The organism is Klebsiella sp. GG_Kp173 (assembly GCF_040062415.1).
Lineage (GTDB): Bacteria > Pseudomonadota > Gammaproteobacteria > Enterobacterales > Enterobacteriaceae > Klebsiella > Klebsiella quasipneumoniae.
Window position 1 is genome coordinate 51,063 of the sequence record NZ_JBEAFZ010000008.1, and the last position, 12,879, is coordinate 63,941.

Sequence of the window (12,879 nt, forward strand, 5' to 3'; positions counted from 1 at the left end):
TGCCCGTTTAGCCTTCTTTTGTCAATGGATTTGTGCAAATAAGCGCCGTTTAACACCACAGCGCTTCATTACGTAGTGATGGCGCAAGATTCTACCAGCTTGTTGCAGGCGAATACAGCTTTTCCACCATAAAAATCGCCGGGGGCGGGCGGTTTTCCCGCTTACCCGCGCTGAGTGAATGAATTCCTGAGAACTTTCGTTGCCGAGGAGCAATCGCTGGTTAACGTTGACAGTTGTACAAGGTATACTCGGACGATTTTCACTGTTTTGAGCCAGACATGAAGCTGATACGCGGCATACATAATCTCAGTCAGGCCCCGCACGGGTGCGTGCTGACCATTGGCAATTTTGACGGCGTGCATCGTGGGCATCAGGCGCTGCTGCAGCGATTGCGCGAAGAGGGCCGCCAGCGCGGTTTACCGGTGGTGGTGATGATTTTCGAACCCCAGCCGCTCGAGCTTTTTGCCGCCGATAAAGCCCCGGCGCGGTTGACCCGCCTGCGTGAAAAGCTGAGCTATCTGGCTGAAAGCGGGGTCGACTATGTGCTGTGCGTTCGCTTCGACCGCCGGTTCGCCGCGCTGACGGCGCAGGATTTTATCAGTGAACTGCTGGTGCGCCGCCTGGGCGTGCAGTTCCTTGCCGTCGGTGACGATTTCCGCTTTGGCGCTGGTCGCCAGGGGGATTTCTTGTTATTACAAAAGGCGGGGGCGGAATACGGCTTCGACGTCACCAGCACCCAAACCTTCTGCGAAGGCGGGGTGCGGATCAGCAGCACGGCGGTGCGTCAGGCGCTGGCCGATGACGATCTTCTTCTTGCGGAGACGCTGCTCGGCCATCCGTTTAGCATTTCCGGACGCGTCGTGCATGGCGACGAACTGGGCCGTACCATAGGTTTTCCGACGGCGAACTTACCGCTGCGTCGTCAGGTTTCCCCGGTTAAAGGGGTCTATGCGGTAGAAGTGACAGGTCTGGGCGACAAACCGATCGCCGGTGTCGCCAATATTGGCACCCGTCCAACGGTAGCGGGCGTGCGTCAGCAGCTCGAAGTGCATCTGTTGGACGTTGTAATGGACCTCTACGGTCGCCATATCAATGTAGTACTGCGTAAAAAGATACGTAATGAGCAGCGGTTTGCGTCGCTGGACGAGCTGAAGGCGCAAATCGCACGTGATGAGTTAACGGCCCGCGAATTATTTGGGCTGACCAGCCAGGCCTGAGCCACTGGTGTTTATCAAACCGAAATACGGAACCGAGAATCTGATGAGTGACTATAAATCGACCCTGAATTTGCCGGAAACAGGGTTCCCTATGCGTGGCGACCTCGCCAAACGCGAACCGGGAATGCTGGCGCGTTGGACCGATGATGACCTGTACGGCATCATTCGTGCAGCCAAAAAAGGCAAAAAAACCTTCATTCTGCATGATGGCCCTCCTTATGCGAATGGCAGCATTCATATTGGTCACTCGGTAAACAAGATTCTGAAAGACATTATCGTTAAGTCCAAAGGACTGACAGGCTATGACTCGCCTTACGTTCCGGGCTGGGACTGCCACGGTCTGCCGATCGAGCTGAAAGTAGAGCAGGAATACGGCAAGCCGGGCGAGAAGTTCACCGCAGCAGAATTCCGCGCCAAGTGCCGCGAATATGCCGCCGAGCAGATCGACGGCCAGCGTAAAGACTTTATCCGCCTCGGCGTGCTGGGCGACTGGTCGCATCCGTACCTGACCATGGACTTCAAAACCGAAGCCAATATCATTCGCGCGCTGGGCAAAATCATCGGCAACGGCCATCTGCATAAAGGCGCCAAGCCGGTGCACTGGTGCGTAGACTGCCGTTCCGCGCTGGCGGAAGCGGAAGTGGAGTATTACGACAAGACTTCCCCATCCATCGACGTAGCGTTCCACGCGGTAGATAAAGCCGCGGTGCTGGCGAAATTCGGCGTCGCCGACGTCAACGGACCGGTGTCGCTGGTTATCTGGACCACCACTCCGTGGACCCTGCCGGCTAACCGCGCCATCTCCCTGTCGCCGGAGTTCGACTATGCGCTGGTGCAGGTTGACGGTCAGGCGCTGATCCTGGCGAAAGACCTGGTCGAGAGCGTGATGAAGCGCGTTGGCGCGGCCGATTACACCATCCTGGCGGCGGTGAACGGCGCCGAGCTTGAACTGATGCGTTTCCAGCATCCGTTCCTGGATTTCGACGTGCCGGCGATCCTTGGCGACCACGTGACGCTGGATGCCGGTACCGGCGCGGTGCATACCGCCGGCGGTCACGGTCCGGACGACTACACGATCAGCCAGAAATACGGTCTGGAAATCGCTAACCCGGTTGGCCCGGACGGAGCTTATCTGCCAGGCACCTATCCGTCCCTGGACAGTATCAACGTCTTCAAAGCCAACGATATCATCGTTGAGATGCTGCGTGAGCGCGGCGCGCTGCTGCATGTGGAAAAAATGCAGCACAGCTATCCGTGCTGCTGGCGCCACAAGTCGCCGATCATCTTCCGCGCCACCCCGCAGTGGTTCGTGAGCATGGATCAGAAAGGCCTGCGCGCGCAGTCGCTGAAAGAGATCAAAGGCGTGCAGTGGATCCCGGACTGGGGCCAGGCGCGTATCGAATCGATGGTCGCCAACCGTCCTGACTGGTGTATCTCCCGTCAGCGTACCTGGGGCGTGCCGATGTCGCTGTTCGTGCATAAAGAAACCCACGAACTGCACCCGCGTACCCTTGAGCTGATGGAAGAAGTCGCGAAGCGTGTTGAAGTCGACGGCATCCAGGCGTGGTGGGATCTCGATTCCCGCGACATCCTTGGCGATGACGCTGACAGCTACGAGAAAGTGCCGGATACCCTCGACGTCTGGTTTGACTCCGGATCGACCCACTCTTCCGTGGTTGACGTGCGTCCGGAATTCGCCGGTCACGCCGCCGATATGTATCTGGAAGGCTCCGACCAGCATCGCGGCTGGTTCATGTCCTCGCTGATGATTTCCACGGCGATGAAAGGCAAAGCGCCCTATCGTCAGGTACTGACCCACGGCTTCACCGTCGATGGTCAGGGGCGCAAAATGTCCAAGTCTATCGGCAACACCGTTAGCCCGCAGGACGTGATGAACAAGCTGGGCGCCGATATCCTGCGCCTGTGGGTGGCTTCCACCGACTACACCGGCGAAATGGCGGTCTCTGACGAGATCCTCAAACGCGCCGCGGACAGCTATCGTCGTATCCGTAACACCGCGCGCTTCCTGCTGGCGAACCTGAACGGTTTCGATCCGGCAAAAGACATGGTCAAACCGGAAGAGATGGTGGTGCTGGATCGCTGGGCGGTCGGCTGCGCGCAGGCGGCACAGGAAGATATCCTGAAAGCCTACGAGTCCTACGACTTCCACGAAGTGGTGCAGCGCCTGATGCGCTTCTGCTCTATTGAGATGGGCTCGTTCTACCTCGACATCATCAAAGATCGCCAGTACACCGCTAAGGCGGACAGCGTTGCGCGTCGCAGCTGCCAGACCGCGCTGTTCCACATCGTGGAAGCGCTGGTGCGCTGGATGGCGCCGATCATGTCCTTCACTGCGGACGAAATCTGGGGTTACCTGCCGGGCGAGCGTGAGAAATACGTCTTTACCGGCGAATGGTATCAGGGTCTCTTCGGCCTGGCCGACGACGAAGCGATGAATGACGGCTTCTGGGATGAGCTGCTGAAAGTCCGTGGCGAAGTCAACAAAGTGATCGAGCAGGCGCGTGCGGATAAGAAAGTCGGTGGTTCGCTGGAAGCTGCGGTGACGCTGTATGCTGATGCCGACCTGGCCGCTAAGCTCAACGCACTGGGGGATGAATTGCGATTTGTCCTGTTGACCTCCGGGGCGAACGTCGCAGACTATGCGAGCGCATCTGCTGATGCGCAGCAGAGCGAACTGCTCAAAGGGCTGAAAGTCGCATTGAGTAAAGCTGAAGGTGAGAAATGCCCGCGCTGCTGGCATTACACCACCGATATCGGCAAGGTGGCGGAACACGCGGAAATCTGCGGACGCTGTGTGAGCAACGTCGCCGGTGACGGCGAGCAACGTAAATTCGCCTGATGAGTAAATCGATCTGTTCAACGGGGCTACGCTGGCTGTGGGTGGTCGTAGCCGTGCTGATTATCGATCTGGGCAGCAAATTCCTGATCCTCCAGAACTTCGCTCTGGGGGAGACGGTTCCGCTGTTCCCGTCGCTTAATCTGCATTATGCCCGCAACTATGGCGCGGCCTTTAGCTTCCTCGCCGACAGCGGCGGCTGGCAGCGCTGGTTCTTTTCCGGGATCGCAATCGGCATTTGCGTGGTGCTGACGGTGCTGATGTACCGTTCGAAGGCGACGCAAAAGCTGAACAATATTGCCTACGCCCTGATTATTGGCGGCGCGCTGGGCAACTTGTTCGATCGCCTGTGGCACGGCTTTGTGGTCGATATGATCGACTTCTACGTCGGCGACTGGCACTTCGCCACTTTCAACCTCGCCGATAGCGCTATCTGCATCGGCGCGGCGATGATTGTGCTGGAAGGCTTCCTGCCGAAACCGACCGCAAAAGAGCAGGTGTAAATGTTAATGCCGGGTGGTGCCACGCCTGCCCGGCCTACAGAATGTGTGGTCTCCCGTCGCCCGGTAAGCGTAGCGCCTCCGGGCAACAGGTGACCTAAAACAAGCGAGCAATTTGCATGTCTAAATCCGTACAGAGCAACAGCGCGGTTCTCGTTCACTTCACGCTGAAGCTGGACGATGGATCCACCGCCGAGTCCACCCGTAACAATGGCAAACCGGCGCTGTTTCGCCTCGGCGACACCTCCCTGTCTGAAGGGCTGGAGCAACAGCTTCTTGGTCTGAAAGAGGGCGAGAAAAAGGCCTTTTCGCTGGAGCCTGACGCCGCTTTTGGCGTCCCGAGCCCGGACCTGATTCAGTATTTCTCTCGCCGCGAGTTTATCGACGCCGGCGAGCCGGAGATCGGCGCGATTATGCTCTTTACCGCAATGGATGGCAGCGAAATGCCTGGCGTGATCCGCGAAGTGAACGGCGATTCCATCACCGTCGACTTCAACCATCCGCTGGCCGGGCGCACTGTTCATTTTGATATTGAAGTGCTGGAGATCGATCCGGCGCTGGAGGAGTAACATGCAGATCCTGTTGGCTAACCCGCGCGGCTTTTGCGCTGGCGTTGACCGCGCTATCAGCATTGTAGAAAACGCGCTGACGCTGTACGGCGCGCCGATTTATGTTCGTCATGAAGTGGTGCATAACCGCTATGTGGTGGATAGCCTGCGCAAGCGCGGCGCCATATTTATCGAACAGATCAGCGAAGTACCGGACGGCGCGATCCTGATTTTCTCCGCTCACGGCGTATCGCAGGCGGTACGGAATGAAGCGAAGAGCCGCGACCTGACGGTGTTCGACGCCACCTGTCCGCTGGTGACGAAAGTGCATATGGAAGTCGCCCGCGCCAGCCGCCGTGGCGAAGAGTCGATTCTGATCGGCCATGCCGGACACCCGGAAGTCGAAGGCACTATGGGGCAGTACAATAACCCGCAAGGGGGCATGTACCTGGTCGAGTCGCCGGAAGACGTTCTCAAGCTGGAAGTCAAAAACGACGCCCGGCTGTCGTTTATGACCCAGACCACCCTCTCGGTGGACGATACCTCTGATGTGATTGACGCGCTGCGCGCGCGTTTCCCGAAAATCGTCGGCCCGCGCAAAGACGACATTTGCTATGCCACCACTAACCGTCAGGAAGCGGTGCGCGCGCTGGCGGAGCAGGCTGACGTGGTGCTGGTGGTCGGTTCGAAAAACTCCTCCAACTCTAACCGCCTCGCCGAACTGGCGCAGCGGATGGGTAAGGCAGCCTACCTGATTGACGATGCCTCCGATATTCAGGAAGCCTGGGTCAAGGATGCGGCCTGCGTCGGCGTGACGGCGGGCGCATCGGCGCCGGATATTCTGGTGCAGAACGTTATCACCCGGCTGCAGGAGCTGGGCGGTGGCGAAGCGGTGCCGCTGGAAGGCCGAGAAGAGAATATCGTTTTTGAAGTGCCGAAAGAGCTGCGTGTGGATGTCCGTGAAGTAGAGTAAGTTCTTTCCGCCTGCAATATGAGAAGATGCCAGACTTAACGTCTGGCATTTTTTTTAGGGAGAAACCATGCGCTTACCGATCATTCTTGATACTGACCCGGGCATCGACGACGCTGCCGCCATTGCTGCGGCGCTGTTCGCTCCCGAGCTGGATCTGCAGCTGATGACCACCGTGGCAGGTAATGTCTCGGTGGAGAAGACGACCCGTAACGCGCTGCAGCTGCTGCACTTCTGGCATGCCGATGTGCCGCTGGCGCAGGGCGCTTCGATGCCGCTGGTGCGTCCTCTGCGAGATGCTGCCTCGGTGCATGGCGAATCCGGTATGGAAGGGTATGACTTTGTTGAGCACCAACGTCAACCGCTGGCGAAGCCGGCCTTCCAGGCGATCCGCGATGCATTGATGCACGCTGCCGAGCCGATCACTCTGGTGGCGATTGGCCCGCTGACTAATATTGCGCTGCTGCTGACCCAGTATCCGGAATGCGTATTCAACATTCGCCGGCTGGTGATCATGGGCGGCTCGGCGGGTCGCGGCAATTTTACGCCGAATGCCGAATTCAATATTGCCATCGACCCGGAAGCCGCCGCGAAAGTCTTCCACAGCGGGCTGGAGATTGTGATGTGCGGGCTGGACGTCACCAATCGGGCGCTGCTGACGGCAGATTATCTCGCGACCCTGCCGACGCTGAACCAGACCGGTAAAATGCTCCATGCGCTGTTTAGCCACTATCGCAGCGGCAGCATGAGCAGTGGTCTGCGAATGCACGATCTCTGCGCTATCGCATGGCTGGCCCGCCCGGAACTGTTCACTCTGCAGCCATGTTTTGTGGCGGTGGAGACGCAGGGCACCTGGACCGCCGGCACCACGGTGGTGGATATTGAAGGACGACTGGGTCAGCCGGCGAATGCCCAGGTGGCGCTGGATATCGACGTGGAAGGGTTTCAGCGCTGGGCGGCGGAGGTGATTGCCCTGGCGCCGTAATACCCACCCAATCTTCAAGGAGAGAAGCAATGACCTATGGACAGGCGTATTTGAGCGGCTGGAAAGAGACCTTTAATTTTAGCGGCCGGGCCAGCCGACAGCAGTTCTGGACGTTTTTTCTTATCAATCTACTGCTCGCCAGCGCGCCGCTGGCCGTCTGGTGCCTGGCGACCCGCGTAGACCCTCGCTACGGCATCCTCAGCTTTGTGGTCATACCATTTGCGGCGCTGTGGCTGCTGTTGATGGCGATCCCCCTGTTGGCAGTTGGCTGCCGGCGGATGCATGACATCGGCCGCTCCGGGATCTGGTTCGTGCTGGGGGTTATCATTCCGTGGTTTGCGGTTATTTCGCTGGCTCTGTGCTGCCTGCGTTCAGCGCAGGCACCGTCTCGCTGAGATAATCAATCATCGCCCGCATTCTGGCGGGCATATGCTTATCTCCCGCCCACAGCAGCCACAGATCGCCGGAGTAGCTGCTGATAAATTCCCACTCGGGCAGCACCTGCACAATGTCGCCATTCGCCAGCGCCTCGCGGGCGGTGAACAGCGGCAGGCTGCCGATCCCCAGATGCTGCTTAACCGCGTCGAGGCGCACGGCGGTATGGTTGGCGGCGTACCGCCCGTATGTTTGCACCGTTTCGATTTTCCCTTCCCGACGGAACTTCCAGCGCGCGTCGGCGGGCGTTTCGCCAAGGCTGATGCAGCTGTGCACCCGCAGTTCCTGCGGCGTGTGCGGCATACCGTGGCGCTGTAAATAGGTCTCAGTGGCGCAGATAACGTGCGTGACCGGCATCAGCGGTTTGCCATGCAGGCCGGGCGAGGGGGTATCGGTGATGCGTAGCGCCAGATCGATACCGTCATCGATAAAATCCAGAGGGCGATCTTCCAGCCGCAGGCAGACGTCAACCTGCGGGTAACGGTGAAAAAACGCCATCATCAGCGGATGGATCACAAAGCGGCCGATGGCTTTCGGTACGCTGAGCGTCAGCTTTCCCTGGGCGACCGTTTGGCGACTGCCGGCGGAATCCATCGCCTGTCGCGCCGCTTCCAGCATCTGCTGGGCATGCTGGTAAACCGTTTCCCCGGCATCGCTCAGACGCAGCTTGCGAGTGGTACGCTGCAGCAGTTTGCAGCCCATCTCTCGCTCCAGCCGCGACACGCTACGGCTAACCGCGGAAGGGGTAATGCCGCTCTGGCGGGCGACGGCGGAGAAGCTGCCCTGGTCGACGATCTGTACGAAGAGGGCAAGGTCGGGCAGGAGGTTCAGATTCATTTGTGCTCCTGGTGCAAGAGTGCATTGGCGAATGATGGGATTATCGCTGTCGGTATTAATAATATACTGGGCGAACAGAGAGGAGAATCACTATGACTGAACGGGTTTATTACACCAGCGATGCTACCGACGGGCGCGCCCAGATCATCGCCTGCACTGCAGAAGCGGATGGCCGTTACGCCATCGAACTGGATCGGACGCTGTTTCACCCGCAAGGGGGCGGTCAACCGGCGGATTGCGGCTGGATTGCCGGACAGGCCGTTGAGACGGTGGTTGTGCGCGGCGACAGGGTGCTGCATATTCTGTCGCAACAGCTTCCCCTCGGTGAAGTGGAAATGAAAATTGATGCCTCCGCGAGACAGCTGCATGCTCATCTGCATTCTGCCGGCCACCTGCTTGGCATGGCGGGCGAACAGCTTGGCTGGCAACCGGTGAAAGCGCACCACTGGCCCGGCGAAGGGCGGATAACCTTTGCCAGCAGGAATAGCGCCGCGCTGCCGGACGCCAGTGCGCTACTGGCGCTAGTAAAGGCATGGCAGGCGCAGGATTTACCGCGTCAGGTGACGTTCGCTGACGGCATGCGCAAAGTGGGATTCGGCGAGCTGCCCGCCTATCCCTGCGGTGGCACCCACGTCGCCCGTCTGGCGGAGCTGGGCGACATTGTCATTAGTCAGATTAAGATGAAGAAGGGGCAGCTGGTGATCAGCTATTCCCTGACGTAAACGTTTCAGATCTGCTCAGGGTAGGTCTGTTTGCCGCGATAAATACGCTCCGGTCGGCCAACCTTGCCGTAGCTGATTTCCGCTTCCAGAAAGTCGTTCTTCACTCCCTGTTCCAGATAACGGCGAGCGGTGGTTTTGCTGCTGCCAAGGATACGCGCCAGCGAGTCGGCGGTATGTACCACCGCCGGGTCGGCAAACAGCTGGAGTACGCGCTGAAAGGTGCTTTCATCGATCCCGCGTAGCGGTGCGCTGGCCGGTTCCGTCTGTTCCCGAGCCTGAATATTAAACAGCGCATCCACGTGGATCTGGCTGGCCTGTTCGCTGGAACGCAGCGAGCTGCGATAGCGGGCGAAGCGCTCCAGGGTGTGCTGCAGTCGCTGATAGTGCACCGGCTTAATTAGATAATCGAACACCCCCAGCCGCAGCGCTTCGCTGATGGTATCCATATGATTATCAGCGGTAATAAAGATGATCCGCCCCTTGTAATGGGTACTGACCGCATGGCGGATCAGATCGATACCTTTGCCATCAGGTAAGAAATTATCCAACAGGATCAGCTGCGGTTGATACAGTCTGAGTTGTTTCCTGGCGCTCTCGAGTTTATCCGCAATGCCAATGACGTCGAACTGGGGAAACTGTTTGATGTTATCCACCAGGATCTCCGCCAGCATAGGTTCGTCTTCAACGATAAGAGTGGTGATGCTATCCATGATGTTCATCTCGGGTCAGGGGAATATAAAGAGTAAAGATGGTGCCAAAGGGAAGGTTATTTTCGACGACGATGCTACCGCCTGCCTGTTCCACGTAGCTGCGAACCAGCCAGAGTCCGATGCCATGATCTTTGCTGACGCTGCTGGTGACGCCGCGCTCGAAGATCCGATCGCGCAGCGTCTCGTCAATGCCGCATCCCTGATCGGCGACCTCGATAATCACCTCGTGGCCGTCGCTGTTGATCAGGCACTCTATCTGCTTTGAGCCCTGCGGCTGTTGCAGGCTGGCATTGTAGGCGTTATCAAGCAGATTCCCCACGATCGAGATCCATTCGTTGTGAGAAAGGGCGGTGGGTAATCTGTCGACGAAGCAGGCCGGATCGAAAACCAGTTCCAGACCGAGCTCTTTGGCGCGGTAATACTTGCCGATCAACAGCCCGGCCAGATGGTTATCCTGGAAATTCCGCGCGATAAAATCGATCACTTTCTGGTGGCTTTCCGACTGCTGTTGGATCAGATCCAGCGCATGATCGTAGCGTTTAAGAAACAGCAGGCCGGCGATGGTGGAGATCAGATTGCGATGCTCATGCTGCACGGCGCGCAGGTTATCGGCATACTGTTGCACCTGACTGAGCTGTAGGCTGAGGGTGTTGATATCGTCTTTACTACGAAAGCTGATCACCCAGCCCTGTGGCTCATTATTTAAGATCACCGCCATCCGGCTGGCGATCACTTTGATATGATTGAAGGTGACGATCTCGTCTTTTTTATTGGTCTGCGGCGCATCGTAGAAGAAAGCCTCCTGAGAAATAACGCTGCTGATCCCTTTACCGATAAGCGTTGGTTCCGGTTGGCTCAGGTTGAGCAGCCGGCGGGCAGTCTGATTAATCGCGGTGATCTTGTAACGGGAGTCGATGGCGATGAGCCCTTCGAACACGGATTCAAACAACACGCTTTGCTGGATCAACAGCTGCGACAGCTGTTGAGGTTCCATATTCAGCATCTGCTTTTTGATATGCAACGAGAAGCGGCGGGCGCAGTAGAGCAGAAGCAGTAACATGATCGCCATCGGGATCAGCAGCGAGCTTATCTGCAGGCTGAGCCAGTTCTCTAACTGTTCAATGGTATAGCCTACCGACACAATGCCAATCACCTTGCCGGTCTCGTCCTGAATCGGTGATTTACCGCGCAGCGAGGAGCCCAGCGAGCCTTTGCGCACTGACACGTAGCTTTTCGCGTTTAACAATGCTTCATCGCTATCGCCGCCCTCCATCGATTTGCCGATTTCATCAGGATTAACATGATAGAGGCGCTGGCCGTTGGCATCACCGACGGTGATATAGGTGGCGTCGGAGAACGAACGCATGGGGTCGATAAGCGCTTTGATTCTGGCGAGATCGCGTTTCTGAACCGCTTCGACCAGCTCCGGCATCGCCGAAATCTGCATTGCCTGAATCAGCGCCCGCTGCCCGACCTGGTAATGCAGACGCTCTTCGGTAATGTCGGTCAGATACCATGACATCGCCAGCATAACGATCGTCGAGGTGAATAAGATCAGCAGGAAGATGCGATTCTGAAACGATCGCCTGGCAAACCAGTGGGTGATTTTTCGGGTATACATAGCGCCAATAGACATTAAATGATTAGTTTCCCCGTTTCGCGGCCCGAGAACCCGCAGATGGCGCACAGAACCGCTAATTTCAGAAAAGTGATCGATGGCAAGGGGGCGCTGTTAATCCTGACCCGGAGGCGAGGTAACGGCCACGCCTCCGGAGAGGATGCCGGCCTACATCGCCAGCACGTACTTGAGCATCACCCCGGCGGCGATCGCCGAGCCGATCACCCCAGCCACGTTCGGGCCCATGGCGTGCATCAGCAGGAAGTTCTGCCCGTCCGCTTCCAGACCCACCTTGTTCGACACCCGCGCCGCCATCGGCACCGCCGACACCCCGGCTGAACCGATCAGCGGGTTGATCGGGTTCTTACTGAACCTGTTCAGCAGCTTCGCCATCAGCACCCCGGCCGCGGTGCCCACGCAGAAGGCGATCACCCCCAGCAGCAGGATCCCCAGGGTCTGCGGCTGCAGGAACTTGTCCGCCACCAGCTTGGCTCCCACCGACAGCCCGAGGAAGATGGTCACGATGTTGATTAGCGCGTTCTGCACCGTGTCGCTCAGCCGCTCCACCACCCCGCTCTCGCGCATCAGGTTGCCGAAGCAGAACATCCCCAGCAGCGGCGCGGCGTCCGGCAGCAGGAGCGCCACCAGCAGCAACAGCACCGCCGGGAAGAGGATCTTCTCCCGCTTACTCACCGTACGCAGCTGCACCATGCGGATCTTCCGCTCCTTATTCGTGGTCAGCGCCTTCATGATCGGCGGCTGGATCAGCGGCACCAGCGCCATGTAGGAGTAGGCCGCCACCGCGATGGCCCCCAGCAGCTCCGGCGCCAGCTTGCCCGACAGGTAGATAGCCGTCGGGCCGTCGGCGCCGCCGATGATGCCGATGGCCGCCGCCTGCGGCAGGGTGAAGCTGATGATGCCGAAGTAGTTCAGCGTCAGCGCCCCGAGCACGGTGGCGAAGATACCGAACTGCGCCGCCGCCCCCAGCAGCAGGGTGCGCGGGTTGGCCAGCAGCGGGCCGAAATCGGTCATCGCCCCGACGCCCATGAAAATTACCAGCGGCGCGATGCCCGAGCCAATCGCCACCTTATAGAAGATGGCCAGCACCCCGGCGGAGTAGCCCATGTCCACCGCCAGGCTCTCCATCTGCCCCTGCACCGACGGCAGGGCCAGGGCCAGCGCGTCCTTAATGGCGTGGACGTCCGGCGCGCAGTGGAGCTTCGCGGCAATCACCGCCAGCTGCGCCGGGTCGTGGTGGGCCAGCAGGCTCTCCAGGGCGGTGAGCGCCAGGCCGGCCTCCGGAATATTGGAGAGCAGGCCGCCGAAGCCAATCGGCAGCAGCAGTAACGGCTCGAACTTCCTGGCAATCGCCAGCCAGAGCAGCAGCAGGCTGACCAGCAGCATCACCGCCTGGCCGAACCCCAGGTGCATCAGCCCCATCCCCTGAATCAGGGCGTTCAGACTTTCCATTTCCGCTCCT

12 protein-coding genes are annotated in these 12,879 nt (G+C 58.8%); 8 read left to right on the plus strand and 4 right to left on the minus strand.

Annotated features, from left to right (window positions below):
* Positions 1-278 precede the first annotated feature (278 nt).
* The 7 genes from ribF (at position 279) to ABLU50_RS07280 (ending at position 7,472) form a co-directional block, all read left to right on the plus strand.
* On the plus strand, positions 279-1,217 hold the full coding sequence (gene ribF / locus ABLU50_RS07250) for a bifunctional riboflavin kinase/FAD synthetase (protein WP_004204236.1): 939 nt from the start codon (positions 279-281) through the stop codon (positions 1,215-1,217).
* Between the two features lie 43 nt (positions 1,218-1,260).
* A complete protein-coding gene (gene ileS, locus ABLU50_RS07255) occupies positions 1,261-4,077 on the plus strand; it encodes an isoleucine--tRNA ligase (protein WP_087833136.1) in 2,817 nt (938 codons plus the stop codon).
* On the plus strand, positions 4,077-4,577 hold the full coding sequence (gene lspA, locus ABLU50_RS07260) for a signal peptidase II (RefSeq protein ID WP_017901219.1): 501 nt from the start codon (positions 4,077-4,079) through the stop codon (positions 4,575-4,577). Before ileS ends, lspA begins: the two co-directional genes overlap by 1 nt.
* A 116-nt stretch (positions 4,578-4,693) precedes the next feature.
* Entirely contained in the window at positions 4,694-5,143 is a 450-nt protein-coding gene (gene fkpB / locus ABLU50_RS07265) for an FKBP-type peptidyl-prolyl cis-trans isomerase (protein WP_004204241.1), read from the plus strand.
* A 1-nt stretch (position 5,144) separates the two neighbouring features.
* Positions 5,145-6,095 carry a 4-hydroxy-3-methylbut-2-enyl diphosphate reductase gene (gene ispH, locus ABLU50_RS07270; RefSeq protein ID WP_002887979.1) on the plus strand — a complete coding sequence of 317 codons (951 nt, stop codon included), beginning with the start codon at positions 5,145-5,147 and terminating at the stop codon, positions 6,093-6,095.
* A 67-nt stretch (positions 6,096-6,162) separates the two neighbouring features.
* Positions 6,163-7,077, plus strand: a complete 915-nt coding sequence (gene rihC / locus ABLU50_RS07275; protein WP_004204242.1) for a ribonucleoside hydrolase RihC — start codon at positions 6,163-6,165, stop codon at positions 7,075-7,077.
* A 29-nt stretch (positions 7,078-7,106) separates the two neighbouring features.
* Positions 7,107-7,472 carry a DUF805 domain-containing protein gene (locus ABLU50_RS07280; RefSeq protein ID WP_087833125.1) on the plus strand — a complete coding sequence of 122 codons (366 nt, stop codon included), beginning with the start codon at positions 7,107-7,109 and terminating at the stop codon, positions 7,470-7,472.
* Here ABLU50_RS07280 and ABLU50_RS07285 read toward each other — a convergent pair.
* Entirely contained in the window at positions 7,420-8,349 is a 930-nt protein-coding gene (locus ABLU50_RS07285; RefSeq protein ID WP_087833124.1) for a LysR family transcriptional regulator, read from the minus strand. The genes ABLU50_RS07280 and ABLU50_RS07285 overlap by 53 nt on opposite strands.
* 92 nt (positions 8,350-8,441) lie before the next feature.
* Between ABLU50_RS07285 and ABLU50_RS07290 the strand changes: the two genes are divergently transcribed.
* Positions 8,442-9,071: a hypothetical protein gene (locus ABLU50_RS07290; RefSeq protein ID WP_087833123.1), complete on the plus strand. Its 630-nt coding sequence runs from the start codon at positions 8,442-8,444 to the stop codon at positions 9,069-9,071.
* A gap of 5 nt (positions 9,072-9,076) precedes the next feature.
* Here the strand turns inward: ABLU50_RS07290 and ABLU50_RS07295 are convergent, their stop codons facing one another.
* The 3 genes from ABLU50_RS07295 to ABLU50_RS07305 form a co-directional block, all read right to left on the minus strand.
* A complete protein-coding gene (locus ABLU50_RS07295; protein ID WP_080847995.1) occupies positions 9,077-9,781 on the minus strand; it encodes a response regulator in 705 nt (234 codons plus the stop codon).
* Positions 9,774-11,402: a sensor histidine kinase gene (locus tag ABLU50_RS07300; protein ID WP_048322953.1), complete on the minus strand. Its 1,629-nt coding sequence runs from the start codon at positions 11,400-11,402 to the stop codon at positions 9,774-9,776. The genes ABLU50_RS07295 and ABLU50_RS07300 overlap by 8 nt, the downstream gene beginning before the upstream one ends.
* A gap of 165 nt (positions 11,403-11,567) precedes the next feature.
* On the minus strand, positions 11,568-12,869 hold the full coding sequence (locus ABLU50_RS07305) for an oxaloacetate decarboxylase subunit beta (protein WP_004204249.1): 1,302 nt from the start codon (positions 12,867-12,869) through the stop codon (positions 11,568-11,570).
* Between the last annotated feature and the right edge of the window lie 10 nt (positions 12,870-12,879).

Bases quoted from the DNA above. Each gene is read 5' to 3' on its own strand.
- ABLU50_RS07280 (WP_087833125.1), top strand. From the start codon at position 7,107: ATGACCTATGGACAGGCGTATTTGAGCGGCTGGAAAGAGACCTTTAAT.
- ABLU50_RS07300 (WP_048322953.1), bottom strand. From the start codon at position 11,402: ATGTATACCCGAAAAATCACCCACTGGTTTGCCAGGCGATCGTTTCAG.
- fkpB (WP_004204241.1), top strand. From the start codon at position 4,694: ATGTCTAAATCCGTACAGAGCAACAGCGCGGTTCTCGTTCACTTCACG.
- ileS (WP_087833136.1), top strand. From the start codon at position 1,261: ATGAGTGACTATAAATCGACCCTGAATTTGCCGGAAACAGGGTTCCCT.
- ispH (WP_002887979.1), top strand. From the start codon at position 5,145: ATGCAGATCCTGTTGGCTAACCCGCGCGGCTTTTGCGCTGGCGTTGAC.
- ABLU50_RS07290 (WP_087833123.1), top strand. From the start codon at position 8,442: ATGACTGAACGGGTTTATTACACCAGCGATGCTACCGACGGGCGCGCC.
- ABLU50_RS07295 (WP_080847995.1), bottom strand. From the start codon at position 9,781: ATGGATAGCATCACCACTCTTATCGTTGAAGACGAACCTATGCTGGCG.
- ribF (WP_004204236.1), top strand. From the start codon at position 279: ATGAAGCTGATACGCGGCATACATAATCTCAGTCAGGCCCCGCACGGG.
- ABLU50_RS07285 (WP_087833124.1), bottom strand. From the start codon at position 8,349: ATGAATCTGAACCTCCTGCCCGACCTTGCCCTCTTCGTACAGATCGTC.
- ABLU50_RS07305 (WP_004204249.1), bottom strand. From the start codon at position 12,869: ATGGAAAGTCTGAACGCCCTGATTCAGGGGATGGGGCTGATGCACCTG.
- lspA (WP_017901219.1), top strand. From the start codon at position 4,077: ATGAGTAAATCGATCTGTTCAACGGGGCTACGCTGGCTGTGGGTGGTC.
- rihC (WP_004204242.1), top strand. From the start codon at position 6,163: ATGCGCTTACCGATCATTCTTGATACTGACCCGGGCATCGACGACGCT.